We start from the raw sequence: 23,832 nt of genomic DNA, 5'->3' as shown, positions 1-23,832 counted from the left end.
ACTTTTTTTTAGTCAGCGATTTTTTATCAGCTTATTCAGCATTGCTGCTGTTTTCTTGCTGTCTGCTTGGCTACATTTTTTGTATTTGCCAGCTTGGCTTCTGTTGTTGTTTCTTGTTTTTTTAATGCTTACAGAAATACTGACATTATATAAAAATAGAGCTTTTAAAGCAAAACGTGTTTTAACTGAAAGATTTTCAAACAGCGATGAAAACCCTGTTTTAGTTCAACTTGAAAACGGCTATAACTTTTCAATTGATGTTGAAGTGATTGATGAAATTCCGATTCAGTTTCAGAAAAGAGATTTCTATAAAAGAATAAAATTACAGACAAAAGAAAAGTCAGAATTCACCTACTTGCTAACACCACAAGAACGTGGAACTTATGTTTTCGGTGCGATTAATTGTTTTGTTTCGTCTCCCATTAGATTGATAAAAAGGCGATACAGATTTGATGCAGATGCTGAGGTGAAAGTTTATCCGTCTTACATTCAAATGCAAGCTTTGGCATTTTTGGCGCTTGATAGGCAGTCAGATTTTGGAGCTAAAAAAATCAGACGAATTGGTCACACCCTTGAGTTTGAGCAAATCAAGGAATATGTGCCAGGTGATGATGTCAGAACGATTAATTGGAAAACAACAGCTAAATACGACCAATTGATGGTAAATCAATATCAGGATGAAAAATCTCAGCCAATTTACAATATCATCGATCGTGGTCGATTGATGAAAATGACTTTTGAAGGCTTGTCGTTATTAGATTATGCGATTAATTCAACTTTAGCTTTTAGTAATATTGCTTTAAAAAAGAATGATAAAATAGGCTTGATGACCTTTGCTGAAGACTGTCGTGATTTTATTAAAGCAACTGATAAAAAAACTCAGCTTAATCGCGTTTTAGAAAAGCTTTACAACATTGAGTCAAATTATTTAGTTTCAGATTTTCAGCGATTATATGCGCAAGTCAAACGCTCAATCACGCAGCGTTCCATGCTTTTAGTTTATACAAACTTTGAACATCAAGTGAGTTTAGAGCGACAATTACCATATCTGAGAGCTTTATCTCAAAAGCATCTGGTTGTGGTTGTTTTGTTTGAAAATACTGAAATTGACGACATGATTCATGCAAAAGCAGATGATATTACAAGTGTTTATGAAAAAACAGTCGCCGAAAAATTCTCTTATGAAAAAAGGCTAATGGTGAAGTCATTAAACGCAAATGGTATTCAATCAATTTTGACAAAACCTCAAGATTTGTCAGTCAATACCATTAATAAGTATTTAGAAATTAAAGCCAAAGGATTAATATAATGAAACTCATTTTTGCCACACACAACGCGAATAAACTCAAAGAAGTTAAAGAAATGATGCCAGAGCAATATGAGCTGGTTTCACTCACTGATTTAGGTTATCACGATGATATTGAAGAAACTTCTGACACGATTGAAGGTAATGCACAAATTAAAGCTGAAACGATTGCAAAACATTTTGGAATGCCTTGTTTTGCTGATGATACAGGTCTTGAAGTTGATGCGCTGAATGGAGAACCAGGTGTAAGATCAGCACGTTATGCGAGCGAAGAGAAAAGTGATGAAGCAAACAGACAAAAATTACTCAAAGAATTAAACTCGAAAAATAATAGAAAAGCTCATTTTAAAACCGTGATTTGTTTTGTGAATAATGGTGAAATAACAAATTTCACAGGAATTTGTAAGGGTGAAATTTTAGAGCAGGAGAGAGGAGAAGGCGGCTTTGGTTATGATGCTTTATTTCGGCCAGATAATTATGAGAAAAGTTTTGCAGAAATGTCATCTGAATTGAAAAATACAATCAGCCATAGAGCTTTGGCTTTTCAAAAATTTATTAAAAGTCTTTAATGAAAAAAGAGTAAAAAAAACGTCAAGAATTAAATTTAAAATTCTTGACGTTTTTGTTTATAATTCAAAAATAAATTACCTAAAAACATAAGTACTTTCTTCACCATCTTTTGTCATAAAAGTGATGAGTAAAGTTTGACTTTTACTTTGATTAATAATTTTTCTGACATCTTCAATAGAGTTGACCTCTTCTTTATTAATTTTCGTAATAATGGATTCAGATATAAACGAATTTTCTAAACGTTTATCAAAAATTTCACTTATACCAACCCCATTTTTTGCGTTTCCAAATTTCTTTAGATCCTTCTTTTCAATATTTTGAACCTCAATACCAATAGATTTTATTAAATAAGTTGAAAGTATATCCAACTGAATTGTTGTTTCTTTGGTTTTGCCATTTCTCAAGTAAGTCACATTTACTTTATCACCTGGATTTCTAGAATTTAAATAACCAGCCATATCTGAAAAACGACGGATTCTGATATTGTCTATTTTTGTAATGATATCATCTTTTTGCAATCCAGCTTTTTCAGCACCGCTTTTTTTAGAAACATCTCCAATAAGAAAACCTTGTGAAATTTCAGTTTCTAACTGCTTATAATTTTGTTCGTTAATATCAGTTCCCCTAACACCTAAAACTGCTTTTCTCACACTTCCATATTCAATTAAATCTTCAATAATTTTTTTGGCATTATTACTAGGAACTGCAAAAGAATACCCGATAAATGAACCTGTTTGAGAAGTAATGGCCGTGTTAATCCCGATCAATTCTCCTTTGGTGTTCACTAAGGCACCACCAGAGTTCCCTGGATTAACGGCAGCATCAGTCTGTATAAAAGATTGAAATTGATTATCATTATTATTCAAATCTCTAGCCTTTGCACTGATAATGCCAGCTGTCACTGTTGAGGTTAAATTAAATGGATTTCCCACAGCCAAAACCCATTCACCAACTCTGATTGAATTAGAATCGCCAAACTGTAAATACTTCAAACCATCTTTTTCAATTTTTAATAAAGCGATGTCTGATTCAGGTGCAGTTCCGATAATTTCGGCTGTAAAAGTTTCATTGTCATTTAAAGTCACTTGTATTTCATTGGCGCCTTCAATCACGTGATTGTTTGTTACGATGTAACCATCTGGACTCACGATGACACCAGAGCCAGCACCGCGTAAAACTTTTCTGGTTTCGCCGCCGCCAAATTTATATTCATAATAACTTGAAGCAGTTCGCATGAGTGTCATATTTTTGACGTGGACAACTGCATCAACTGTGTTTTCAGCAGCTGCGGTAAAATTATCTGGTGATGCATCATAAGTTTTTGCAGAAGTTTGGACCAAAGGAGCACTTTCTGAAGACCACTCAAATGTTGGTTTTTCTTCGTTTTCTGAAGGATTGTTATAAATAAAATGGTATGAGCCTATACTCAAACCACTTGCAATAATTGCGATTAAAGCTAATTTAAAAGTATCTTTCATTTTTCTATTTTTTATGCTAATTTATTGACTATTACTCTTTAGTTATTACCTTTTTAACGCGTTTTTAACCACACAGATAATAGGCATTTATTCTTATCTTTGCAGAATATGAAACTAAACTTTAACAAATATCAAGGCGCAGGCAATGATTTTGTCATGATAGACGCAAGAGAGTTTAATGAAAATTTCAGCAATGAATTAGTTCAATTTCTGTGTGACAGACGTTTTGGAGTTGGTGCAGATGGACTGATTCTTCTCGCAAACTCAAAGCAAAGTCATGTTGACTTCAAGATGGTATATTATAATGCCGATGGCCATGAAAGCACGATGTGCGGAAATGGTGGCCGTTGTATTGTTGCTTTTGCAAAAAAACTAGGCTTAATTGAAAAATCTTGTGTTTTTGAAGCAATTGATGGTTTACATGAAGCTTATTTTGAAGAAGATTTGGTTCAGCTAAAAATGTCAAATATTACTGAAATTAAACAAGAATCAGATTCCTTTTATCTCAATACAGGTTCACCGCATCACATTGTCTTTGTTGATGATCTTTCCTCAATTGATATCAAAAAGAAAGGCGCTGACATTCGTTATTCCTCAGCTTACGAATCTCAAAACGGAACCAATGTCAATTTTATCCAAAAAAAAGGCAATCAACTTCTTATCAGAACTTATGAGCGTGGTGTTGAGGATGAAACCTTAGCTTGTGGAACAGGTGTTACTGCTGCTGCAATTGCTAGTTTTGTTAAATATGAAAACCTCAAAAAACCAATACAAGTTAAAGCAGTTGGCGGAGATTTAAGTGTTGATTTTAATATGAAAAACGCTCAAAATTTTGAAGATATCTGGTTAAAAGGTCCAGCTAAATTTGTTTTTAAAGGAGAAATCGAATGTTAGAAAATACAGCCATACATTTAAGAGCGTTGGAGCCTGAAGATCTTGATTTTTTATTTGAAATCGAAAACCTTCAGAAGTTTTGGCATCTCAGTGATACGCTTCAACCGTATTCAAAAAAGCTTTTAAAAGATTATATTTCAAATGCGCATTTAGATATTTATGAAGCAAAACAATTGCGTCTGGTTGTGAGTTTATCTGATCATACACCAATTGGATTTATTGATTTATATGATTTCAATCCGCAGCATAAACGCGCTGGTTTAGGAATTATCATTCATGAAGATTATCAATCTTTAGGTCTCGGTAAATCTGCTTTAAAAATGATGCTTAACTTTGCTTATAATCGTTTAGATTTGCATCAAATTTACGTTTATATTCATATTGAAAATCAGAAAAGTGTTTCTCTTTTTGAAAATTTGAATTTTCAAAAAGTTGGCGAATTAAAAGATTGGCATTATGAAAACGGCGTTTACACTTCAGTTTTAGTTTATCAAAATATAAGAAATGTACATTAGAAAAATCTTGCTTGCCATAGCCTTAATCGGACTTGTTGTTTTGGGCTATTTTAGTTTCACTATTTATCAACTTATCTTTTCTCCAAATACGAGTTTTGATACTGAAGAACATTCTGTATATATTTCAAAAAAATCAGATTTTTCAGCTGTTGTTGATAGTTTATCTCCTTATTTAAAAGATGCAGGTGCTTTTGTTCAGGTAGCCGAAAAAAAGGCTTATCACAATAATGTAAAATCAGGTCACTTTGTGTTGAATAAAGGGATGAATAATAACGAGATCATCAATACTTTAAGAAGTACAAATGTGCCAGTTGATATTAATTTTAATAATCAAAATAGTTTAAAAGAGCTATCCGAACGCTTATCAGAACAACTGGATCCAACTCAAGATGAGATTTATGCCGTACTTTCAGATTCATTGTTTTTAGCTGGGCGAGAAATGACAGAGCAACAATCTTTGTCTTTATATATTCCAAATACTTATGAATTTTACTGGGATAGTTCTCCGGAATTAGTTAGAAAAAGACTTGTTAAACAAAACGAATCTTTTTGGACACCTTCGCGAGAAAAGAAGAGAAAAGCTCTCAATCTTTCCAGAATTGATGTGTCAAGTTTAGCTGCAATTGTACAAAAAGAAACAGCGAAAGTTGATGAAAGACCAAGAGTTGCAGGTGTTTACATCAATCGATTAAAACGCGGCATGAAATTACAAGCCGATCCGACTTTGATTTATGCGCTTAAAAAACAACTCAATAGACCTGATACAATTATCAAGCGTGTTTTAAATAAAGATAAATTGATTGTTTCTTCATTTAACACTTATCTAAATTTAGGTGTTCCTCCGGCGCCAATTGCAATGCCAGATGTTTCATCAATTGATGCAGTTCTAAACTATGAAGAACATGATTATTTGTATTTCGTCGCAGATGTTGAAAATTTCGGTTATCATAAATTTGCTAAAACATTAAGACAGCATAATATCTATGCAAATAAGTATAGACGCTGGGTCAATGAAAATAAAATTTATAGATAAACTGATCAAAAATAAAAGCATAAAAAAAGGTTTTGTAGAAATACAAAACCTTTTTTTAGTCATGAGTAAAACAAACTTTTAACAGTCGCTGAGGCCAACATTAACGGCCAAGCCGCCTTTAGAAGTCTCTTTGTATTTTGTATTCATATCTTGAGCGGTTTCCCACATTGTATTGATGACTTTATCAAGAGGAACTTTAGCTTTTGAAGCATCAGATTCCATCGCGATTTCAGCAGCATTGATCGCTTTTATTGCGCCCATTGAGTTTCTTTCTATACAAGGCACTTGCACAAGACCAGCGATAGGATCGCAGGTTAAACCTAAGTGATGTTCCATTGCGATTTCACTTGCCATTAAAGCTTGTTCAGTTGAGCCACCCATCAAATCAGTCAACGCGCCTGCAGCCATTGCTGAGGAAACACCAATTTCTGCTTGGCATCCACCCATTGCTGCTGAAATAGTTGCTCCTTTTTTAAATAAACTGCCTATTTCACCAGCGACTAACATAAAGCGTTTCATATCTTCAAAATCAGCTTTATGATTTTCAATCGTCATATAATACATCATCACTGCGGGTAATGTTCCTGAACTTCCGTTAGTTGGTGCTGTCACAACGCGACCTAATGAGGCGTTAACTTCATTAACCGAAATAGCAAAACAACTCACCCATTGTAGAATTTGTCTGAATTTGACTTCTTTTTTTCTAATGGTTTCCATCCATTCTTGAGGTGAATCATAAGTATTGTGCAGTTCCTCTAGTAGTTTTTTATTCATTTTAGCTGCACGTCTTGTGACGCGTAATCCGCCAGGGAGCTCACCTTCTGTATGGCTGCCAATATACATTGACTCAAGCATGGTTTCCCATATTTTCTTGAGCTCATTGTGTATTTCTTCATCGCTTCTGAGTGAGCGTTCGTTTTCCATGACGATTTCTGCAATTGTTTTGTTTTCTTCTTTGCAGAATTTTTCTAAATCAGTTGCTTTCTCAATTGAAAAAGGAAAGCTTTTAAATTCTTCAATTTTTTGCTTCGCATTTTCTCTTTCCTCTTTAACGACGAAACCTCCGCCAATAGAGAAAAAGCTGCTTTCAATTTTATCACCGTTTTCTAAATGTGCAACGTATGTCATTCCATTGGGGTGGAATTCAAGAAAATCATGATGGAACTCTATATCTTTTTTAAAATCAAAATCAATCAGGTTACTTTTGTCAAGGTCTAATTTTTTTGAGGATTTAATTTTATCTATTTCAGAGTTGATGATGGATGTATCCATCGTCACGGGATCATGTCCACACAATCCTAAAACGGTTGCAATATCTGTTGCATGTCCAATTCCTGTTAAGGATAATGAGCCATATAAATGTACGCTTATGTTTTTAACTCTGTGAAGGATATTAGCATCTTTGAGTTCCTCTATCCAGCGTTGAGATGCACGCCAAGGCCCTAAAGTGTGCGAACTTGAAGGACCAACACCTATTTTAAGCATATCAAAAACACTGATACATTCAATTTTTTTCATTTCAGATTTTTTCAATTTGATTCCTGACAAATATCAGCTTTTTTTATGATTTATTAAACTAAAGCTTGTTAATACCGAGTTTTGCTAAATTCTCAGAGTTTATTTCAATTCAACTTTAAGTTGTTTAAAATGATAGAGTTACCTTTTTGTCAGTTTACCTGTCATGCTGTCATATTATTTTTCATGGCACAAAGATTGAAATTATGAAACCGAATTTGAATGATAAGAACAACGAAAATAAATTATTATGAGTAAGATTATAGGAATAGATTTAGGAACAACGAACTCTTGTGTTTCTGTAATGGAAGGAAACGAGCCAACGGTGATTCCTAATGCTGAAGGGAAAAGAACAACACCTTCAGTTATCGCATTTGTAGAGGATGGTGAAATTAAAGTTGGTGATCCTGCTAAAAGACAAGCAGTGACTAACCCAACAAAAACAATTTCTTCTATCAAAAGATTTATGGGAAATAAATTCTCTGAATCTGAAAGAGAAGTAGGACGTGTTCCTTACAAAGTGGTTAAAGGTGAAAACGATACTGCACGTGTAGATATTGATGGTCGCCAGTACACGCCACAAGAACTTTCTGCTATGGTTTTGCAGAAAATGAAAAAAACAGCTGAAGATTATTTAGGTCAAGATGTGACTGAAGCTGTGATTACTGTTCCAGCATATTTTAATGACTCTCAGCGTCAAGCAACAAAAGAAGCAGGTGAAATTGCAGGTCTTAAAGTGAGCCGTATTATTAACGAGCCAACAGCTGCATCATTAGCTTACGGTCTTGATAAAAAAGATTCTGATCAAAAAATTGCAGTATTTGACTTTGGTGGAGGAACGCATGATGTTTCTGTACTTGAGTTAGGTGATGGTGTTTTTGAAGTATTAGCAACTGATGGTGATACACACCTTGGTGGTGATGATGTTGACGAAACTGTTATCGATTGGTTAGCTGAAGAGTTTATCAAAGATGAAGATATCGACTTAAGAAAAGATGCGATGGCACTTCAACGTTTAAAAGAAGCTGCTGAAAAAGCTAAGATTGAATTATCTTCTTCTAGCTCAACTGAAATTAATTTACCATACGTGACTGCAACGTCTTCAGGACCAAAGCACTTGGTAAGAACTTTATCAAGAGCAAAGTTTGAGCAATTGATTTCTGAATTAGTAAAGAGAACAATTATTCCTTGTGAGAAAACTTTAAAAGATGCTGGTTTATCAACTAGCGATATTGATGAAGTCATTTTAGTCGGTGGTTCTACAAGAATTCCTGCAGTTCAGAAAGCTGTTGAAGATTTCTTCGGAAAAGCACCTTCAAAAGGAGTTAACCCAGATGAGGTTGTTGCAATTGGTGCAGGAATTCAAGGTGGTGTTTTAACTGGGGATGTGAAAGATGTTTTACTTCTTGATGTGACACCATTATCATTAGGTATTGAAACAATGGGCGGAGTAAACACGAAGTTAATTGAATCGAATACAACAATTCCTTCAAAAAAATCTCAAGTTTTCTCTACGGCTCAAGATAATCAGCCAAGTGTTGAAATTCACGTTTTACAGGGTGAAAGATCAATGGCTGCTGATAACAAAACAATTGGTCGTTTCCACTTAGATGGTATTCCACCAGCAAAAAGAGGAACTCCACAAATTGAAGTAACTTTTGATATTGACGCAAACGGAATTATCAAAGTGAGCGCAACTGATAAAGCAACTGGTAAATCTCAGGATATTAGAATTGAAGCTTCTTCAGGATTAACTGAAGATGAAATCGCTAAAATGAAGCAAGATGCTGAAGCGAATGCTGATGCTGATGCAAAAGCCAAAGAAAAAGTGGACAAACTTAATGAAGCTGATGCGATGATCTTCCAAACTGAAAGCCAATTAAAAGAATTTGGAGATAAGCTTTCTGATGATAAGAAGAAGCCAGTTGAAGATGCTTTAGAAGAATTGAAAAAAGCGCATGAAACAAAAGAGCTTGATCAAATTACGCCAGCTTTAGAAAAGCTTAATGAAGAGTGGACTAAAGTTTCTGAAGAAATGTACAAAGCTCAAGCTGATGCTCAAGGTGGCGCTCAACAAGGTGCAACTGGAGCTCAGGGTGAAGAAAGTGGAAGTAAAGAAGGAGACGATGTCGAGGATGTCGACTTTGAAGAAGTGAAGTAATCTATTTCGCTTTATAAATAAAGTAAAGAGGTGCAGCATTTATTTGTTGTGCCTCTTTTCATTTAAAGATGTTTTGGCTTTCAATTCAAACTTATCGCTCTAAAACAATATTTTAATTACTTTTGTTTTACAAATTTTTTAGACCGCAGACTGATGAGCCAAAAAATATTGCTTCACACTAAAGAAATCGATATTATTTTAAATCGTTTAGCTTGTCAGCTTATCGAAAATCATAAAGATTTTAAAGAAACTTGTTTGATCGGACTTCAACCTAGAGGTATACAATTGACGCATCGATTAGCAGAAATTCTCAAATTGGAGCCAGAAATTGACTTTTTGGAAGTTGGTAAACTTGATCTGACTTTTTACCGTGATGACTTTAGAAGAAGTGATAAAACCTTAACTGCAAATACAACAGAAATTGATTTTATCGTTGAGAATAAAAATGTTGTTTTTGTAGATGATGTCCTCTATACGGGTAGAAGTATTCGAGCAGCTTTAACAGCAATTCAATCTTACGGAAGACCAAAATCAATAGAACTTTTAAGTTTGATTGATAGAAGGTTTAGTCGACATTTACCCATACAAGCGACTTATAAAGGTCGAAAAGTTGATGCGATTGATGACGAGAAAGTGAAAGTCCATTGGAAAGAAACTCATGGAGAAGATGCCGTTTATTTAGTGAAAAATTAAGGATATGAGCGAGTTAAGCGTAAATCATTTATTGGGGATTAAATACATTACTGAAGAAGACATTCAGCTCATATTCAAAACTGCGGATCAATTTAAGGAAGTCATAAATAGACCTATTAAAAAAGTTCCTTCGTTAAGAGATATCACAATTGCTAATTTATTTTTTGAAAACAGTACAAGAACACGTTTATCTTTTGAGTTGGCAGAAAAGCGATTAAGTGCTGATGTTGTTAACTTCTCAGCGGCTTCATCTTCAGTTAATAAAGGAGAAACCCTTGTTGATACAGTCAATAATATTTTATCCATGAAGGTTGATATGTTAGTGATGCGACATCCACAACCTGGCGCGGGCGTTTTTTTATCTCGCAAAATCAATGCTGCAGTTGTAAATGCTGGTGATGGCACGCATGAACATCCAACACAAGGGCTTTTAGATACTTATTCAGCTCGAGAAAAACATGGTGATTTAGCTGGTAAAAAAGTTGTTATCGTTGGCGATATTTCACACTCAAGAGTCGCTTTAAGCAATATTTTTGCCTTACAAAAGCTTGGCGCTCAAGTGAAGGTTTGTGGTCCGCTTTCTTTAATTCCAAAGCATATAGAAAGCTTGGGTGTTAAAGTTGAACCAAATCTGCATAAAGCATTGGAATGGTGCGATATTGCAAATATGTTGCGCGTTCAAAATGAGCGAATGGACATGCCTTATTTTCCTAATATTAGAGAATATGTGCAGCAATATGGTTTAGATAGAAGTTTACTTGATAGTTTGTCAAAAGAAATCACAATCATGCACCCAGGTCCCATTAATCGTGGCGTTGAAATATCAAGTGATGTTGCTGATTCAGATCATTCAATTATCTTGAATCAAGTTGAAAATGGAGTTGCCATTCGGATGTCAGTGTTGTATTTATTGGCTTCAAAAATCAAATCTTATGAAAATTAAAAAAGAAGAAAACGCATATATTGTTTCATTAAAAAAAAGTGAAGTGAAGCAAGCTGTTGAAAAGCTTAAAGCCGATTATAAAGACTTAAAAGACAAACACATTATTGTTGATTTGTCAAAAATGAAAATCAATGAAGCTTTAGATTTAATTCCTTTTATTGAAATATCAACGCAACACAAAATATCTAAAAGGTCTTTTGTAATGTTGACAGACACTATTGATATAGATAAAGTCCCTGAAGAACTTGCAGTTGCACCAACAGTTCAAGAAGCTTATGATATTATTGAAATGGAAGATATCGAACGTGATTTAGGCTTTTAATCCATGATGGAACTTTGTATTTTAGGCTGTCATTCTGCAACGCCCAAAGCTTCTTTAAATCCAACTTCTCAAGTTTTAGAAGTTAACGGTGAAGTTTTTTTGATTGATTGTGGAGAAGGTACACAGGTACAATTACGCCGAAATAGAATTAGGTTTTCTAGAATAAAACACATTTTTATTTCTCATCTGCACGGCGATCATTGTTTTGGCTTAATCGGTTTAATATCCACATTTGGTCTGCTTAATCGTCAACCAGATTTAAATATTTACGGACCCAAAGGTATTGAGAACTTCATTAAACATCAATTGGCTTTAACCAAAACGCATTTATCTTATCAATTAATTTTTCATGAATTAGAATCTGAAGAACCTAAGAAAATTTTAGAAACAGAGAAAGTTAGTGTTGAAACCATTCCGCTCCAACATCGAATTTATACCAATGGATTTTTGTTTAAAGAAAAGCCTGGAGATCGACAGTTGTTGTTAGATGTTTTGCAAGAGCTTTCCATTGAAAAAGCTTATTATAAAAGTATCGTAAAAGGTAAAGATGTTAAATTAGCTTCAGGAAAAATCATCAAAAATGAAGAACTGACTTTACCTCCAAAAAAAACTTTGAGTTATGCTTTTTGTAGTGATACAGCATTTAAACCAGATATTGTTAAGCAAATACAAGACGTTGACGTTTTGTATCATGAGGCGACCTTTCTTGAGAAACATGAAGATTTAGCTTATAAAACTATGCATTCAACTGCTAAACAAGCTGGAATCATTGCTCAAAAGGCAAAAGTTGGAGAGCTTATTTTAGGACATTATTCTGCCAGATATCGAGACACAGAAGATTTCAAAGAAGAAGCAGAAACAGTTTTTGATAATGTAAAATTAGCTTCTTCAGGAAAGAAATTTACCTACCATTTAGCATAATTTTAAAGTCATTATATGGCAATTTCATTTGCAATGTGTATTTTTATTGCAAACGAATTAAAATGCAAAGTAATTTAAACGATTACAGGAAAATATATAATAAATCTGAATTGACACGCGATAAATTGGATGAGAATCCGATGCAACAATTCAGAACTTGGTTTCATGAAGTTGACGACTCCGAAAGCATTGATGAAGCCAACGCAATGACAATATCCAGTTTAAGCGAAGATGGTTATCCAAAAAGTAGGGTTGTCCTTCTTAAATCATACGATGAGTATGGTTTTGTTTTTTACACAAATTATGAAAGTGAAAAAGGCAAAGCTTTGATCAAATATCCTAAAGGATGTCTCTCTTTTTTCTGGCCAAGTTTTGAGCGTCAAGTCATTATTAAGGGAGATGTAGAGAAGGTTTCTGAGCAAGTTTCAGAAAATTATTTTTCTTCTCGTCCAAAAGGAAGCCAACTAGGCGCTTTGGTTTCTCCACAAAGTGAAGTGGTTGAAAACAGAGAGGTTTTAGAAGAAAAGCTGATTAAGTTAGAAGGTATTTACAAGGATAAAGAAGTTGAGAAACCTGATAATTGGGGTGGTTTTTTAGTTAAACCAAAATCAATTGAGTTTTGGCAAGGCAGACCAAATCGACTTCACGATAGATTTTTATACACTTTGCAAGAAGATTTTAATTGGAAAATAGAAAGACTCGCGCCATGATGAAAACAAAACGCTTAGTCATCATCAGACATGGAAAATCATCATGGAAAGATGAAGAATTAGAAGATATTGAGAGGCCATTAAAAGAGAGAGCTTTTAATGATGCTGAATTGGTTACTACTGCGTATAAAGCTGGTGTAAGGCACAACTTTACTGCTTTTACAAGCCCTGCCGTTCGCGCCCATGAAACATCAAAATTAATCGCTCACCAACTTAAAGATCACATCAAAAGTTTGAAAGTAGAAGATGGTCTTTATACTTTTTCGCCATCCACGCTTTTAGATTTTATTAAAAATCTGCCAGATGACATTGACAACGTGATGCTTTTTGGACATAATCCAGCGATTACTGAAGTTGTTAATCAAATTGGTTCTGAATTTTTTCAGAATGTTCCAACTACTGGATTGGTCGAAATCCACTTTAAAAAATCGCATTGGTCTGAAATTGACAAGGGCGAAACACAACTTTTTTTATTCCCTAAAAATCTCCGCTAAATGGCAGAAAAGAAATTTATTAACAGAGAAATAAGCTGGTTACATTTTAATGCTCGAGTTCTGCAAGAAGCCGCAGATAAGAGCGTCCCTTTAATTGAAAGACTTCGGTTTCTGGGGATTTTTTCTAACAATCTCGATGAATTTTTTAAGGTGCGTTACGCAACCGTTAAGCGAATTAATCAAGCTGGTAAAAGCGGAAAAAAAGCTTTAGGTGGCTTTAAAGCTGGGAAACTCTTAAATGAAATAACAGAGATTGTTATTGAAAGACAAGCTGAAAGTTTAAGAATATTGAGTGAAATTAGGCAGGAATTAAAAAAGCAAAAAATCTCAATTATCAACGAAAATGAAGTTGAAGATTATCAGATAAAATTCATCAAAGATTACTTTCTTCAAAAGGTGAGTCCTGCTTTAGTCACAATCATGTTAAACGCAGTGGAAACGGTGCCACACCTCAAAGATTCTAAAGCCTATCTAGCTGTTAAAATGAAGGAGAAGGTGCAAGGAGAGATCATCAATAAATATATTCTGATTGAAATCCCGACCAATATTAGCCGTTTTGTAGAGCTACCTTCTCAAAACGATCAAAAATATATCATGCTCATCGACGACTTAATTCGATACAATCTCGATGTGATTTTTAATATTTTCGATTATCAATCTATTTCTGCGCACATGGTGAAAATCACACGTGACGCATCTTTGGAAATGGAACGCGATTTAAACAAAAGTTATTTTAAGAAAATTATTGATAGTGTCAAAGATCGTATTGACGGCGATCCAGTAAGATTTGTCTATGATGAAGAAATCGAACAAGATACTTTAGATTTTCTCCTTCAGAAAATGGGCATCGATAACACTGATAGCCTGATTCCTGGAGGACGTTATCACAACAGGCGAGATTATATGGCATTTCCAGACTTGGGAGCCAAGCATTTATTGTATGATAAAATTGAAGCTCTTCCAGTGAAAGGCTTAAATATGCAAGGGAGTTTGTTGTCAAAACTGAAGCATAAAGACTTTATACAATTTACGCCTTATCATACATTTTCATACACTGTCAAGTTTTTAAGAGAAGCTGCTTTAGATCCAAAAGTGAAAGCGATTAAAATTACAATTTATCGTTTGGCTGAGGTTTCTCATATTGCAAGTTCCTTAATTAATGCCGCAAAAAATGGAAAGAAAGTCACCGTATCTATTGAACTCCAAGCCAGATTTGATGAAGTTAATAACATCAAATATGCTGAAAAAATGGAACGTGAAGGCGTTAAATTAATCTTTGGTGTTGTCGGTCTTAAAGTTCATGCAAAAACCTGTGTGATTGATCGTTTGGAGGATAAAAAGGTGAGGAAGTATGGATTTATTAGTACGGGAAATTTCAATGAAATAACTGCTAAAGTTTATACAGATTACACACTTTTCACTTCACATCAAGGAATTTTAAAAGACATTAAAAAAGTTTTTGATTTCTTTGAAGTCAATTACAAAATAAAAAAATACAAGCACTTAATTGTTTCTCCACATTATTCGAGAGAAAGATTTATAGAATTAATCGATCAAGAAATCGATAATCATAAAGCAGGCTTGAAATCTAGGATTCGCTTAAAAATGAATAGTTTTTCAGATTATAAAATGATTGAAAAACTTTACGAAGCGAGTCAAGCAGGTGTGAAAATTGATTTGATTGTTAGAGGGATTTGTTGCTTGAGAGCTCAAGTTGAAGGTTTAAGTGAAAATATCCACGTCATTAGTATCGTTGATAAATTCTTAGAGCATACGCGTTTGTTTTATTTTGAAAATGCTGGAGACTCAAAAGTTTTTATATCCTCAGCAGATTGGATGACAAGAAATCTCGATAATCGTGTTGAGGTCACCTGCCCAATTTATGATGAAGATATAAAAGCAGAATTGATGGATACTTTTGATATCAGTTGGAGTGATAATGTTAAAGCCAGAGATATCACAAATGCGAGTCCGTTGAATGAGTACAGAAGACAAGGCGGTAAAGCCATAAGAAGTCAGTTTGAAATTTATAATTATTATTTAAAAAAATTAGAAGAGTAAATGCTTTCTATCAAAAAATATGCAGCCATCGATATTGGCTCAAATGCAGTGAGATTACTTATTGCTACAATTACAGAAGTTGAGAATAAACCGACAAACTTTAAAAAAACATCTTTAATTAGAGTTCCTATTCGTTTAGGGCAAGATGTTTTTACTGAAGGGCGTATCTCTGAAACCAATTGTCAAAGAATGTTGACAGCGATGGATGCTTTTAAGAACTTAATGGAGTGTCATAATATTGAAAAGTATAGAGCTTGTGCAACTTCAGCCATGCGAGATGCTGAAAATAATGAACTCCTGGTTGATAAGATCAAAGATAAAACGGGTATCTCGATTAATATTATCGATGGTAAAGATGAGGCCGCCATTATTGCAGCTACAGATTTATATAGCATGATTGATGATCACAAAACTTATTTGTATGTTGATGTTGGGGGTGGAAGTACTGAGTTCACCCTTTTTTCGAAAGGAAAAACAGTGACCTCTAAATCTTTTAAATTAGGAACAGTCCGGTTATTAAATGATACAGTTGCTGAGCAGGTTTGGGATGATGCGAAAAATTGGATTAAAGAAAAGGCAAAATCTTATGATAAAATCCAGATGATTGGTTCTGGAGGTAATATCAATAATATTTTCAAATCAAGTGGGAAGAAAGCAGGAAAACCTTTGTCATATTTATACTTAACGTCTTATTATCAACTTTTAAAATCACTGACTTACGAAGAAAGAATAGCTCAACTCAATCTTAATCAAGATAGAGCAGATGTTATTATTCCTGCAGCTGAAATATATCTTTCTGCGATGAAATGGGTTGGTGCACGCTCGATACTTGTGCCTAAAATTGGTTTATCAGATGGTATTATAAAATCACTTTATCATCAAGAAACTTCTGCTTCTGAAAATTCTTGAGGAACTTCTTTTTTAACGTGATTTTCAATATGATTTGCGATGTATTCTGCATCTTCTTTAACGCCGCCTAAAGTTGCTGAAGCTCTTGTGTGAAGCCATGGTAAGCCTATAAAATAAAGACCTTTCATGTGGCTCACGCCGCGTTCATGTATTGGGTAAGCATTTTTATCCAACTCCAAACCCTTGATCCATTCAAAATTTGGACGGTAACCAGTTGCCCAAATAATATTTTTGACATTTTTTATATCTTTTTTTTCTGCTTCTATAAGATTATCATCTGCATTCTGAGTAAAACCAACACATTCTACATTTTCTCTTGAAATAATTTCCTTAACATCTGTGCCAATGATGGGTTGTCTTGAATTGATGATTTTTTGGCCTAACCAAGATTCCTTACTGATGCTTAAAAATCCTGTTTTTGTAAACCACCACCAAAGTGTTTTTCCTAAAAACTCTTGTGGTAAAGTTTGTACAGAAGTGTTTCCTGAAAAGTAAACTGTTTTTCTTGTTGACTTTGAAATTTCATTTAATATCTGAAACCCAGAATCTCCATCACCAACCACCAAAGATTTCCCATCTTGAAGCTGATCAGGATTTTCATAATAATTACTGTGCAATTGCACGACTTCATCACTGATTTTTTCTGCAAATCTTGGTGTGTAAGGAATGTGAAAAGGACCAGTCGCAACAATTAAGTTTCTCGCCATTGTTTTCCCTTGAGAATGGGAAATTTCAAAAATACCCTTTTCTTTTTTGACCTCGGTCACAAGTGTGTTGAGCTGAATTGGAAAGTTGAAATGCTTGACGTACTTCTTGAAATAATCTGCAACTTCGTATTTATTTGGATAACTTCCATTTGGTGCGGGAAACTCGAAACCTTTTAGGTTGTTAAATTCAGCTGGTGTGAATAACTTGAGCGAATCCCAACGGTTAAGCCACGAAGCGCCTATTTCTTCTTCTTTATCTAAAATTAAGAAAGAATATCCGCGTTGTTTTAATTCGTAAGCAATAGAAAGTCCTGCTTGGGCAGCCCCAATAATCACAAAGTCCAGCATATATTATTTAATGGTTATCGCTGAAAGATACGAAAAAAAGATTTTATCACTTAATTCAGTGCATTCATGATAACTTTTGCATGAATACGTGAATTTTCAATAAACCATTTATGAGTTTCCATTCCTCCACAAATAACGCCTGCTAAATAAATACCGTCAAGATTTGTTTCCATAGTTTGAGGGTTATAAATCGGTTTTTTCAGGTGGTCATCACTTAATTTAACACCTAATTTTTTTAGAAATGAAAAGTTAGGTTGATAACCCGTTAAAGCTAAAACAAAGTCGTTCGGTATAGACTGTATTTTTCCTTGACTGTCTTTAAAGTGAAGCTTATCTTTTTCTATTTTAATGATTTCAGATTCAAAATTAGCTTTAATACTTCCTTCGCTAATTCTGTTCATCATGTCTGGTCGAACCCAATATTTAACGCGTTCACCAATATCTTTTCCTCTCACAATCATAGTGACATTACCACCTTTTCTGTAAATTTCTAAAGCTGCATCAACAGAAGAATTACTCGCGCCAACAACAACAACATCTTGCATTGCATAATAGTGCGGATCTTTATAATAATGTGTCACTTTTGGTAAATCTTCACCTTCAACGTTTAGTTTATTAGGGATGTCATAAAAGCCTGTGGCGACAACAATGTTTTTCGTAAAATAAGTGTCTTTATCACTTTTAATTTCAAAATGCTCATCAGTTTTTTCAACCTTTTCAACTTTTTCAAAAAGCTTGATATTCACTTGATTTGAAGTGGCGACTCGTCTGTAATATTCTAAAGCTTCTTGCTTTGTCGGCTTAGGGTTTTTACTGATAAAAGGAATGTTGTCAAGTTCCAACTTTTCTGAAGTTGAAAAGAAAGTCATGTTTTCAGGGTAGTGATAAAGCGAATTGACGAGCGTTCCTTTTTCAATAATGATGTATGATAAATTTTTCTTTTTTGCTTCTAAAGCACAAGCAATCCCGATGGGACCTCCACCAATAATCAATACATCGTAAGTCATAATATCTTAATTTATCAAAGAATTTAAATCAGCAATAGTTTGCGTCGGATTTTCCGATTTGAATACAAAACTACCTGCTACAAGTATATCAGCACCTGCTGTTATTAAATCTTTAGCATTTTTATCAGTCACGCCACCGTCGATTTGAATTTTTGTCGAGGCGCCTTTGTCTTCAATAATCTTTTTAAGATCACGAATTTTATCATAAGTATTTTCTATAAAGTGCTGACCACCAAATCCAGGATTAACACTCATAATGCAAACCATATCAATCTCTGTAATTGTATCGCGAAGCAACTCAACATTTGTATGCGGATTAATCGCCACACCAGCTTTCATGTCTTTAAATTTAATCGCCTGCAAATTTCTATGTAAATGCGTGCAAGCTTCGTAATGAATGGTTAGCATGTTTGCACCAAGTTTAGCAAACTCATCAATATAACGTTCAGGCTCAACAATCATTAAGTGAACATCAAGAAACTTGCTGGTATGCTTTTGTATCGCTTTTAAAACAGGCATTCCAAAAGAAATATTTGGTACAAAAACACCATCCATAATATCGATATGAAGCCATTCAGCCTGGCTTCTGTTAACGAGTTCTACATCGCGTTGAAGGTTTGCAAAATCAGCAGCAAGAATAGACGGAGCAATTATTTTGGTATCCATAATTTTATATTAATTTGTACAAAAATAATCATTGCTTTTGATTCTTTTGCTTAATCTAACTTTTGTTTTATGATCTACCTACAAGCGCTGATTCATTACGCAATGCACTTTGGTGTGATTTATTTTTTTGCTATAAAATTCAAGCATGCTAACTTTTCTGCTTTTAAAATTTATTTGATTTTTTTGTCAACCATGTTGATTGATATCGATCATTTGTGGGCAACTCCAATCTTTCAAGCGGATCGATGCAGTTTTGGATATCATACTTTTCATTCACTTTATGCTTTTTTAATCTATATTTTAATCTATTTCTTAACGAAATCAAGTTGGCTGAAATTGATTAGCTTTGGTTTAATATTTCATCTTATTACTGATGAAGTCGATTGCTTGATGACAATGATGAAAAACTCTATTTAAAACACCAATGCGAAAAATTGTATTTTTGATTTTGATCAATTTCTTATTGATGCTTGAAGCTTCAGCACAAAGTATGAATTTAGAATTTCAAAAAGATTTCTTGTTAGAGGCTGAAAAGTTTTTCGGTGTAGATGATTTTGATGCAATTTATTTTAGTGCGGATCGTGTTTTTTATAAACAATCAAAACAAAAGCAACTCAGTTTTCAAGACTTTCAATTGGGAGAAATCACGCATGTTGATTTATTAAACCCACTCAGGATCAGTCTTTTCTATAAAAATGCCAATACAGTTGTTATTTTAGATAATCATCTTAATGAAATTACACGCCTTGATTTTTCAAGTTTAGAAAATCCAATATCTGCTGAATTTGCTTCACTCTCTAGAAAAAATCAGCTTTGGGTGGTTGATGCATTAAGTGGAAACCTTTTAAGTATTGATATTAATTCTTTGAAAGTTATATCGGAAAGTTTGCCGCTTGAGGCGCCTTATCAATCTTTTGCAAGTGATTATAATAATTTTGTTTATACAGGATCAAAACAGTTATATATTTACTCAACTTATACAATTTTTATAAAATCTTTTCATGTAGATTCAGCGAAAGAAATAAAACTTAATCAGGGACAACTTTTGTATAAAACTAATGAAGATTTGATTTTGCTTCATCTTAAAACAGAAGATGAAAAAAAGCTAAAACTTCCTGATATTCTTATTCAAGATTTTCATTTGAATGGTGAAAACCTCTATCTTTACGACGGTAAAAAAGTATATTTTTTCAAAATTACTGTCTAAATCATTGAAGATATGCATGTTGCAATTGCAGGAAATATAGGAGCAGGAAAAACGACGCTCACACGTTTATTAGCAAAACATTATAATTGGGAACCTGAGTTTGAAGATGTGATTGAAAACCCATATTTGGAAAACTTTTATGCTGACATGAAGCGTTGGTCTTTCAATTTACAAATCTTCTTCTTAAATAGTCGTTTTCGACAAATACTAGATATTAGAGAAGGTAAAAAAGATGTAATTCAAGACAGAACAATTTATGAAGATGCCTTTATTTTTGCCCCTAATCTTCATCAAATGGGCTATATGTCTGATCGCGATTATCAGAATTATGCTTCATTATTTGAATTGATGGAATCCGTGACAGAATCACCAGATTTGTTGATTTATTTAAGAAGTTCGGTTCCTAATTTAGTCAAGCAAATTCAAAGTCGTGGCCGTGATTATGAAAATTCAATTTCAATCGATTACCTCAATCGTTTAAATGAACGTTACGATGAATGGATCAGTAATTATGATAAAGGGAAGTTGCTTATTATTGATGTTGATGGTTTAAATTTTGTTGATGAGCCTGAAGACTTAGGCGAAATCATCAACCGTATTGATGGTGAATTACACGGGTTATTTTAATTAACTTTTGTTAAATCTTTAATTTTTTATTATGTTTTCAACAGGTCAGCTTGTTTTTGCAGTGTTATTTTTTGTTGCTTTTGTTATCGTCATTTTCTTTATGTACCGAAAAGACAAAGCGCTACGAGCGATTCATTATAAAAATTCAAGATATGTAATTTATGCTTTTTTTGTTTTCCTGATAATTCTTTTCTTAATGAAGTTTGTGCTTCATAATTAATTATATCTTTTTGTATTAGTTTGTAGATTTCATATTTTTGGGCAAACCCCGCTCCAAAATGTCAAAATACAAGTTAATTCTCTTACTCATATTCTGGGTACATTTTTCTTTCGCACAAAATAAATCTCTGGATCGCTTTTTTAAACGTGCACAATTAGACTCAATTGAACAAATTGTTTTTAACGAAAATGAACTTTCAGGTATTGAAGATCAGCTTGTGACTGCTAATTATTATACTGTTCAAAAGAAGTTAGAGAAATCTTTTGAAATTCTTTTAAGCATTGATACGCTTCAGCTTAGTAACAAAAATTTAGCGTATTACCATCATTTTCTTGGGAAAGCCTATGATCACAACAGTAATTTTGACTTAGCATTTAAACATTATCAAAAAGCCCAAAAACGTTATCTTGATATCGGCGATAAATTACGCTATAATGATTTGAATTTGGACATTTATTACACAATGTTCGACCCGACTTTTTACAGCAAATCTCAACCTAAATACCTCGAGGCTTACGCTGAAAACGCTAAAAAATTAGACAACCTGAATCAATTATGCTTTTTAGAAATAGAAAAAGCTTTTAATAGCATTGAAGTTGATACAACTTATCAAGATTTTTTAACCCATTTAAATAAGGCCTACGACTACAATAGTCAAGATAAAAATCCTTTTACACTAGGTATTCTTCATACTTATAAAGGCATGTATTACACGGATTATATTTTTGATAAAGATTCAGCAAAATATTATTATAATAAAGGCATTAGGATTAATCGTAAATTAGGTTTGCAGAATAAAATTCGTTTAGCATATCATAATTTGGCTGAATTAGAGCGAATTCAAGGCAATCACAGTAAAGCAATTAATTATGCTAAAATGGCGATCAAGCAAAGCAATAAAAGTATTGATCATGACTTGAGTGCTTATGTTTACGAGTTGATGGCTGAAGATTTTATGGCCTTAAAAAAACCAGATTCGGCTTATGTGTATTTAGAAAAGTCAATGAATTATTTAGATAGTCTTAATGCTCAAAAGCAGAATATTAACTTAACACGATTTCAGGCTGATAAAAAGGAAAAAGAAAATTTGATTCTCACCCAAAAGAATGAACAAAATCGAATAGTTATTTATTCAACTTTTGGAATTTCCGCTGTTTTACTACTTCTTTCATTCTTGTATTATCAAAATTTTAAAAGACAACAATTGATTAAACAACAAAAAAGTCAATTGAAAATTAATAAGACTGAGAAAAAGTTAAAAGAACAAGAATTAAAAGCAATTGATGCTTTACTTGAAGGTCAAGAAAAAGAGCGTCAGCAAATAGCTAGTGATTTACATGACCATGTTGGGGCAAACTTAGCTTCAATCAGCGCATATTTTGAAGTTTTAAAACAAAAAATGTCAAACACTAAAGATGCAGAAGTTTTTGCGAAAACTTATGAATTATTGAGGTCAACTTATAAAGATATCCGTGGACTTTCACATTACAAAAACTCTGAAATGATTGCTGATAAAATCTTTTTTGTAGCGCTGAAAGATTTGTGTCAACAAATAGAAGATCTTCATGAAATCAAATTTAAAATTCATAGCTTTAATACAAATCAAAAAATACCACAGCATCTTGAAGTTGGTTTGTTTAGAATTTTACAAGAATTGTTAGCTAATGTTGTTAAACATGCTAAGGCTCAAAATGTTGAAATCCATGTCAATTTTTATGATGATAGTTTAAATATTATCGTAGAAGATGACGGTGTTGGTTTTGATGTTGAAAAAATAGAAAATAACGGAATGGGATTGTCGAGCATTAAAAAAAGATTGGAAAATCTAAATGGAGAAATGCAAATAGATACACGAATTAATAGAGGAACCACGATTATTTTAGATGTAAAATTATGATTAAGATCGCTTTTGCAGATGACCATCAAGCCTTGATAGATGGCGTTAAAATGCTTCTTGAGAACACACCGAATTTTGAATTTATCGATGCGGCTCATAATGGAGTCGAGATGCTTAAACTTTTAGAAAATAATAAAATTGATGTTGTTATTACCGATCTGAAAATGCCGGATATGGATGGTTTTGCATTAACTCAAAAAATAAAAGAGAATTTTTCTGAAATCAAAGTCATTGTTTTCTCTATGTTCGATCAACCAGAAGCGGTCAAAAAGGCCTCTGATGCTGGCGCTGATGCTTACGTTCTTAAAACTTCTTCGCTTGATGTTTTAGTCTTAGCGATTCATAAAATCGTTGCTGGAAATACGTTTTATGATCAAGATATTTCTCGTGATTTAAAACAAGCAACAGAGTTCATACCTAATTCTTTATTATCTTCAACAGAACAGAAAATTCTTGGTCTAATAGCAAATGGTAAAACTTCTGAAGAGATTGCCGATGTTCAGAATTGTGCAATTTCTACAGTTTATACGCATCGAAAAAACATGTCTGCCAAGCTAAAGCTTAAAGGCAAAAATGAACTGCTAAAATATGCAGTTGAAAATAAATATAACTTTTCTTAAAATAACAA

The 23,832-nt window shown here is 33.4% G+C and carries 24 protein-coding genes; 19 read left to right on the top strand and 5 right to left on the bottom strand.

From position 1 onward, the window contains the following. Nucleotides 1–124: 124 nt before the first annotated feature. Both CAP47_RS04605 and CAP47_RS04600 read left to right on the top strand, forming a co-directional pair. Nucleotides 125–1,309 carry a DUF58 domain-containing protein gene (locus CAP47_RS04605; RefSeq protein ID WP_317042689.1) on the top strand — a complete coding sequence of 395 codons (1,185 nt, stop codon included), beginning with the start codon at nucleotides 125–127 and terminating at the stop codon, nucleotides 1,307–1,309. Beyond that, the gene (locus CAP47_RS04600) at nucleotides 1,309–1,875 is read left to right on the top strand and encodes a non-canonical purine NTP diphosphatase (protein ID WP_100775594.1); all 567 of its coding nucleotides are present in this window, start codon (nucleotides 1,309–1,311) and stop codon (nucleotides 1,873–1,875) included. Before CAP47_RS04605 ends, CAP47_RS04600 begins: the two co-directional genes overlap by 1 nt. Nucleotides 1,876–1,950: 75 nt before the next feature. Here the strand turns inward: CAP47_RS04600 and CAP47_RS04595 are convergent, their stop codons facing one another. Further along, on the bottom strand, nucleotides 1,951–3,354 hold the full coding sequence (locus CAP47_RS04595) for a trypsin-like peptidase domain-containing protein (RefSeq protein WP_100775593.1): 1,404 nt from the start codon (nucleotides 3,352–3,354) through the stop codon (nucleotides 1,951–1,953). A 108-nt stretch (nucleotides 3,355–3,462) separates the two neighbouring features. On the opposite strand from CAP47_RS04595, the gene dapF reads away from it, so the two are divergent. The 3 genes from dapF to mltG are packed head-to-tail and all read left to right on the top strand — an operon-like array spanning nucleotide 3,463 to nucleotide 5,796. Then, nucleotides 3,463–4,248: a diaminopimelate epimerase gene (gene dapF, locus CAP47_RS04590; RefSeq protein WP_100775592.1), complete on the top strand. Its 786-nt coding sequence runs from the start codon at nucleotides 3,463–3,465 to the stop codon at nucleotides 4,246–4,248. Continuing rightward, nucleotides 4,242–4,763, top strand: coding sequence for a GNAT family N-acetyltransferase (locus tag CAP47_RS04585; RefSeq protein WP_100775591.1), 522 nt, complete (start codon nucleotides 4,242–4,244; stop codon nucleotides 4,761–4,763). Before dapF ends, CAP47_RS04585 begins: the two co-directional genes overlap by 7 nt. Then, on the top strand, nucleotides 4,753–5,796 hold the full coding sequence (gene mltG, locus CAP47_RS04580) for an endolytic transglycosylase MltG (protein WP_100775590.1): 1,044 nt from the start codon (nucleotides 4,753–4,755) through the stop codon (nucleotides 5,794–5,796). Before CAP47_RS04585 ends, mltG begins: the two co-directional genes overlap by 11 nt. Nucleotides 5,797–5,874: 78 nt before the next feature. Here the strand turns inward: mltG and CAP47_RS04575 are convergent, their stop codons facing one another. Next, the gene (locus tag CAP47_RS04575; protein ID WP_100775688.1) at nucleotides 5,875–7,314 is read right to left on the bottom strand and encodes an L-serine ammonia-lyase; all 1,440 of its coding nucleotides are present in this window, start codon (nucleotides 7,312–7,314) and stop codon (nucleotides 5,875–5,877) included. Nucleotides 7,315–7,561: 247 nt separating this feature from the next. On the opposite strand from CAP47_RS04575, the gene dnaK reads away from it, so the two are divergent. The 9 genes from dnaK to CAP47_RS04530 all read left to right on the top strand — a co-directional run bounded on the left by dnaK (nucleotide 7,562) and on the right by CAP47_RS04530 (nucleotide 16,525). Further along, on the top strand, nucleotides 7,562–9,472 hold the full coding sequence (gene dnaK / locus CAP47_RS04570) for a molecular chaperone DnaK (protein ID WP_100775589.1): 1,911 nt from the start codon (nucleotides 7,562–7,564) through the stop codon (nucleotides 9,470–9,472). Nucleotides 9,473–9,625: 153 nt separating this feature from the next. Continuing rightward, nucleotides 9,626–10,165, top strand: a complete 540-nt coding sequence (gene pyrR / locus CAP47_RS04565) for a bifunctional pyr operon transcriptional regulator/uracil phosphoribosyltransferase PyrR (RefSeq protein ID WP_100775588.1) — start codon at nucleotides 9,626–9,628, stop codon at nucleotides 10,163–10,165. A gap of 4 nt (nucleotides 10,166–10,169) precedes the next feature. Then, nucleotides 10,170–11,108 carry an aspartate carbamoyltransferase catalytic subunit gene (locus CAP47_RS04560; protein WP_100775587.1) on the top strand — a complete coding sequence of 313 codons (939 nt, stop codon included), beginning with the start codon at nucleotides 10,170–10,172 and terminating at the stop codon, nucleotides 11,106–11,108. Next, nucleotides 11,098–11,430, top strand: a complete 333-nt coding sequence (locus CAP47_RS04555; RefSeq protein ID WP_100775586.1) for a ribonuclease Z — start codon at nucleotides 11,098–11,100, stop codon at nucleotides 11,428–11,430. Before CAP47_RS04560 ends, CAP47_RS04555 begins: the two co-directional genes overlap by 11 nt. Nucleotides 11,431–11,436: 6 nt before the next feature. Beyond that, nucleotides 11,437–12,351 (top strand): ribonuclease Z, encoded by a 915-nt coding sequence (locus CAP47_RS04550; protein ID WP_100775687.1) that lies wholly within the window; start codon nucleotides 11,437–11,439, stop codon nucleotides 12,349–12,351. Nucleotides 12,352–12,413: 62 nt separating this feature from the next. Beyond that, nucleotides 12,414–13,061 (top strand): pyridoxamine 5'-phosphate oxidase, encoded by a 648-nt coding sequence (gene pdxH, locus CAP47_RS04545; protein ID WP_100775585.1) that lies wholly within the window; start codon nucleotides 12,414–12,416, stop codon nucleotides 13,059–13,061. Further along, nucleotides 13,058–13,555, top strand: coding sequence for a SixA phosphatase family protein (locus CAP47_RS04540; protein ID WP_100775584.1), 498 nt, complete (start codon nucleotides 13,058–13,060; stop codon nucleotides 13,553–13,555). Before pdxH ends, CAP47_RS04540 begins: the two co-directional genes overlap by 4 nt. Beyond that, nucleotides 13,556–15,616, top strand: a complete 2,061-nt coding sequence (gene ppk1 / locus CAP47_RS04535; protein WP_100775583.1) for a polyphosphate kinase 1 — start codon at nucleotides 13,556–13,558, stop codon at nucleotides 15,614–15,616. Then, a complete protein-coding gene (locus CAP47_RS04530) occupies nucleotides 15,617–16,525 on the top strand; it encodes a Ppx/GppA phosphatase family protein (protein ID WP_100775582.1) in 909 nt (302 codons plus the stop codon). Here the strand turns inward: CAP47_RS04530 and CAP47_RS04525 are convergent. The 3 genes from CAP47_RS04525 to rpe are packed head-to-tail and all read right to left on the bottom strand — an operon-like array spanning nucleotide 16,495 to nucleotide 19,253. Further along, the gene (locus CAP47_RS04525) at nucleotides 16,495–17,580 is read right to left on the bottom strand and encodes a flavin-containing monooxygenase (protein ID WP_100775581.1); all 1,086 of its coding nucleotides are present in this window, start codon (nucleotides 17,578–17,580) and stop codon (nucleotides 16,495–16,497) included. The genes CAP47_RS04530 and CAP47_RS04525 overlap by 31 nt on opposite strands. Before the next feature lie 50 nt (nucleotides 17,581–17,630). After that, a complete protein-coding gene (locus CAP47_RS04520; RefSeq protein ID WP_100775580.1) occupies nucleotides 17,631–18,587 on the bottom strand; it encodes a YpdA family putative bacillithiol disulfide reductase in 957 nt (318 codons plus the stop codon). Between the two features lie 6 nt (nucleotides 18,588–18,593). Further along, nucleotides 18,594–19,253, bottom strand: coding sequence for a ribulose-phosphate 3-epimerase (rpe, locus tag CAP47_RS04515; RefSeq protein WP_100775579.1), 660 nt, complete (start codon nucleotides 19,251–19,253; stop codon nucleotides 18,594–18,596). Nucleotides 19,254–19,322: 69 nt separating this feature from the next. On the opposite strand from rpe, the gene CAP47_RS04510 reads away from it, so the two are divergent. From CAP47_RS04510 to CAP47_RS04485, 5 genes are all read left to right on the top strand, one after another. Further along, entirely contained in the window at nucleotides 19,323–19,670 is a 348-nt protein-coding gene (locus CAP47_RS04510; protein ID WP_100775578.1) for a DUF6122 family protein, read from the top strand. Nucleotides 19,671–19,677: 7 nt separating this feature from the next. Next, nucleotides 19,678–20,460: a hypothetical protein gene (locus CAP47_RS04505; protein ID WP_153043487.1), complete on the top strand. Its 783-nt coding sequence runs from the start codon at nucleotides 19,678–19,680 to the stop codon at nucleotides 20,458–20,460. Nucleotides 20,461–20,472: 12 nt separating this feature from the next. Next, the gene (locus tag CAP47_RS04500) at nucleotides 20,473–21,087 is read left to right on the top strand and encodes a deoxynucleoside kinase (RefSeq protein ID WP_093239866.1); all 615 of its coding nucleotides are present in this window, start codon (nucleotides 20,473–20,475) and stop codon (nucleotides 21,085–21,087) included. Between the two features lie 278 nt (nucleotides 21,088–21,365). Continuing rightward, complete coding sequence (locus CAP47_RS04490) at nucleotides 21,366–23,204, top strand: tetratricopeptide repeat-containing sensor histidine kinase (RefSeq protein WP_100775576.1); 1,839 nt, start codon at nucleotides 21,366–21,368, stop codon at nucleotides 23,202–23,204. Then, complete coding sequence (locus CAP47_RS04485; protein ID WP_100775575.1) at nucleotides 23,201–23,824, top strand: response regulator; 624 nt, start codon at nucleotides 23,201–23,203, stop codon at nucleotides 23,822–23,824. Before CAP47_RS04490 ends, CAP47_RS04485 begins: the two co-directional genes overlap by 4 nt. The last annotated feature ends 8 nt before the right edge of the window (nucleotides 23,825–23,832 follow it).

This window comes from Psychroflexus sp. S27, from assembly GCF_002810405.1.
Taxonomy (GTDB): Bacteria; Bacteroidota; Bacteroidia; order Flavobacteriales; family Flavobacteriaceae; genus Psychroflexus; species Psychroflexus halocasei_A.
Note: the sequence above shows the minus strand (reverse complement) of the source record. Positions and strands in the feature narration are given on the sequence as shown.

Coding starts and splice junctions, on each gene's coding strand:
- CAP47_RS04585 (WP_100775591.1), top strand. CDS start 4,242: ATGTTAGAAAATACAGCCATACATTTAAGAGCGTTGGAGCCTGAAGAT.
- CAP47_RS04520 (WP_100775580.1), bottom strand. CDS start 18,587: ATGACTTACGATGTATTGATTATTGGTGGAGGTCCCATCGGGATTGCT.
- mltG (WP_100775590.1), top strand. CDS start 4,753: ATGTACATTAGAAAAATCTTGCTTGCCATAGCCTTAATCGGACTTGTT.
- pyrR (WP_100775588.1), top strand. CDS start 9,626: ATGAGCCAAAAAATATTGCTTCACACTAAAGAAATCGATATTATTTTA.
- pdxH (WP_100775585.1), top strand. CDS start 12,414: ATGCAAAGTAATTTAAACGATTACAGGAAAATATATAATAAATCTGAA.
- CAP47_RS04560 (WP_100775587.1), top strand. CDS start 10,170: ATGAGCGAGTTAAGCGTAAATCATTTATTGGGGATTAAATACATTACT.
- ppk1 (WP_100775583.1), top strand. CDS start 13,556: ATGGCAGAAAAGAAATTTATTAACAGAGAAATAAGCTGGTTACATTTT.
- CAP47_RS04550 (WP_100775687.1), top strand. CDS start 11,437: ATGGAACTTTGTATTTTAGGCTGTCATTCTGCAACGCCCAAAGCTTCT.
- CAP47_RS04500 (WP_093239866.1), top strand. CDS start 20,473: ATGCATGTTGCAATTGCAGGAAATATAGGAGCAGGAAAAACGACGCTC.
- CAP47_RS04530 (WP_100775582.1), top strand. CDS start 15,617: ATGCTTTCTATCAAAAAATATGCAGCCATCGATATTGGCTCAAATGCA.
- CAP47_RS04555 (WP_100775586.1), top strand. CDS start 11,098: ATGAAAATTAAAAAAGAAGAAAACGCATATATTGTTTCATTAAAAAAA.
- CAP47_RS04505 (WP_153043487.1), top strand. CDS start 19,678: ATGCGAAAAATTGTATTTTTGATTTTGATCAATTTCTTATTGATGCTT.
- CAP47_RS04600 (WP_100775594.1), top strand. CDS start 1,309: ATGAAACTCATTTTTGCCACACACAACGCGAATAAACTCAAAGAAGTT.
- CAP47_RS04525 (WP_100775581.1), bottom strand. CDS start 17,580: ATGCTGGACTTTGTGATTATTGGGGCTGCCCAAGCAGGACTTTCTATT.
- CAP47_RS04485 (WP_100775575.1), top strand. CDS start 23,201: ATGATTAAGATCGCTTTTGCAGATGACCATCAAGCCTTGATAGATGGC.
- CAP47_RS04605 (WP_317042689.1), top strand. CDS start 125: ATGCTTACAGAAATACTGACATTATATAAAAATAGAGCTTTTAAAGCA.
- CAP47_RS04575 (WP_100775688.1), bottom strand. CDS start 7,314: ATGAAAAAAATTGAATGTATCAGTGTTTTTGATATGCTTAAAATAGGT.
- rpe (WP_100775579.1), bottom strand. CDS start 19,253: ATGGATACCAAAATAATTGCTCCGTCTATTCTTGCTGCTGATTTTGCA.
- CAP47_RS04540 (WP_100775584.1), top strand. CDS start 13,058: ATGATGAAAACAAAACGCTTAGTCATCATCAGACATGGAAAATCATCA.
- dnaK (WP_100775589.1), top strand. CDS start 7,562: ATGAGTAAGATTATAGGAATAGATTTAGGAACAACGAACTCTTGTGTT.
- dapF (WP_100775592.1), top strand. CDS start 3,463: ATGAAACTAAACTTTAACAAATATCAAGGCGCAGGCAATGATTTTGTC.
- CAP47_RS04490 (WP_100775576.1), top strand. CDS start 21,366: ATGTCAAAATACAAGTTAATTCTCTTACTCATATTCTGGGTACATTTT.
- CAP47_RS04595 (WP_100775593.1), bottom strand. CDS start 3,354: ATGAAAGATACTTTTAAATTAGCTTTAATCGCAATTATTGCAAGTGGT.
- CAP47_RS04510 (WP_100775578.1), top strand. CDS start 19,323: ATGATCTACCTACAAGCGCTGATTCATTACGCAATGCACTTTGGTGTG.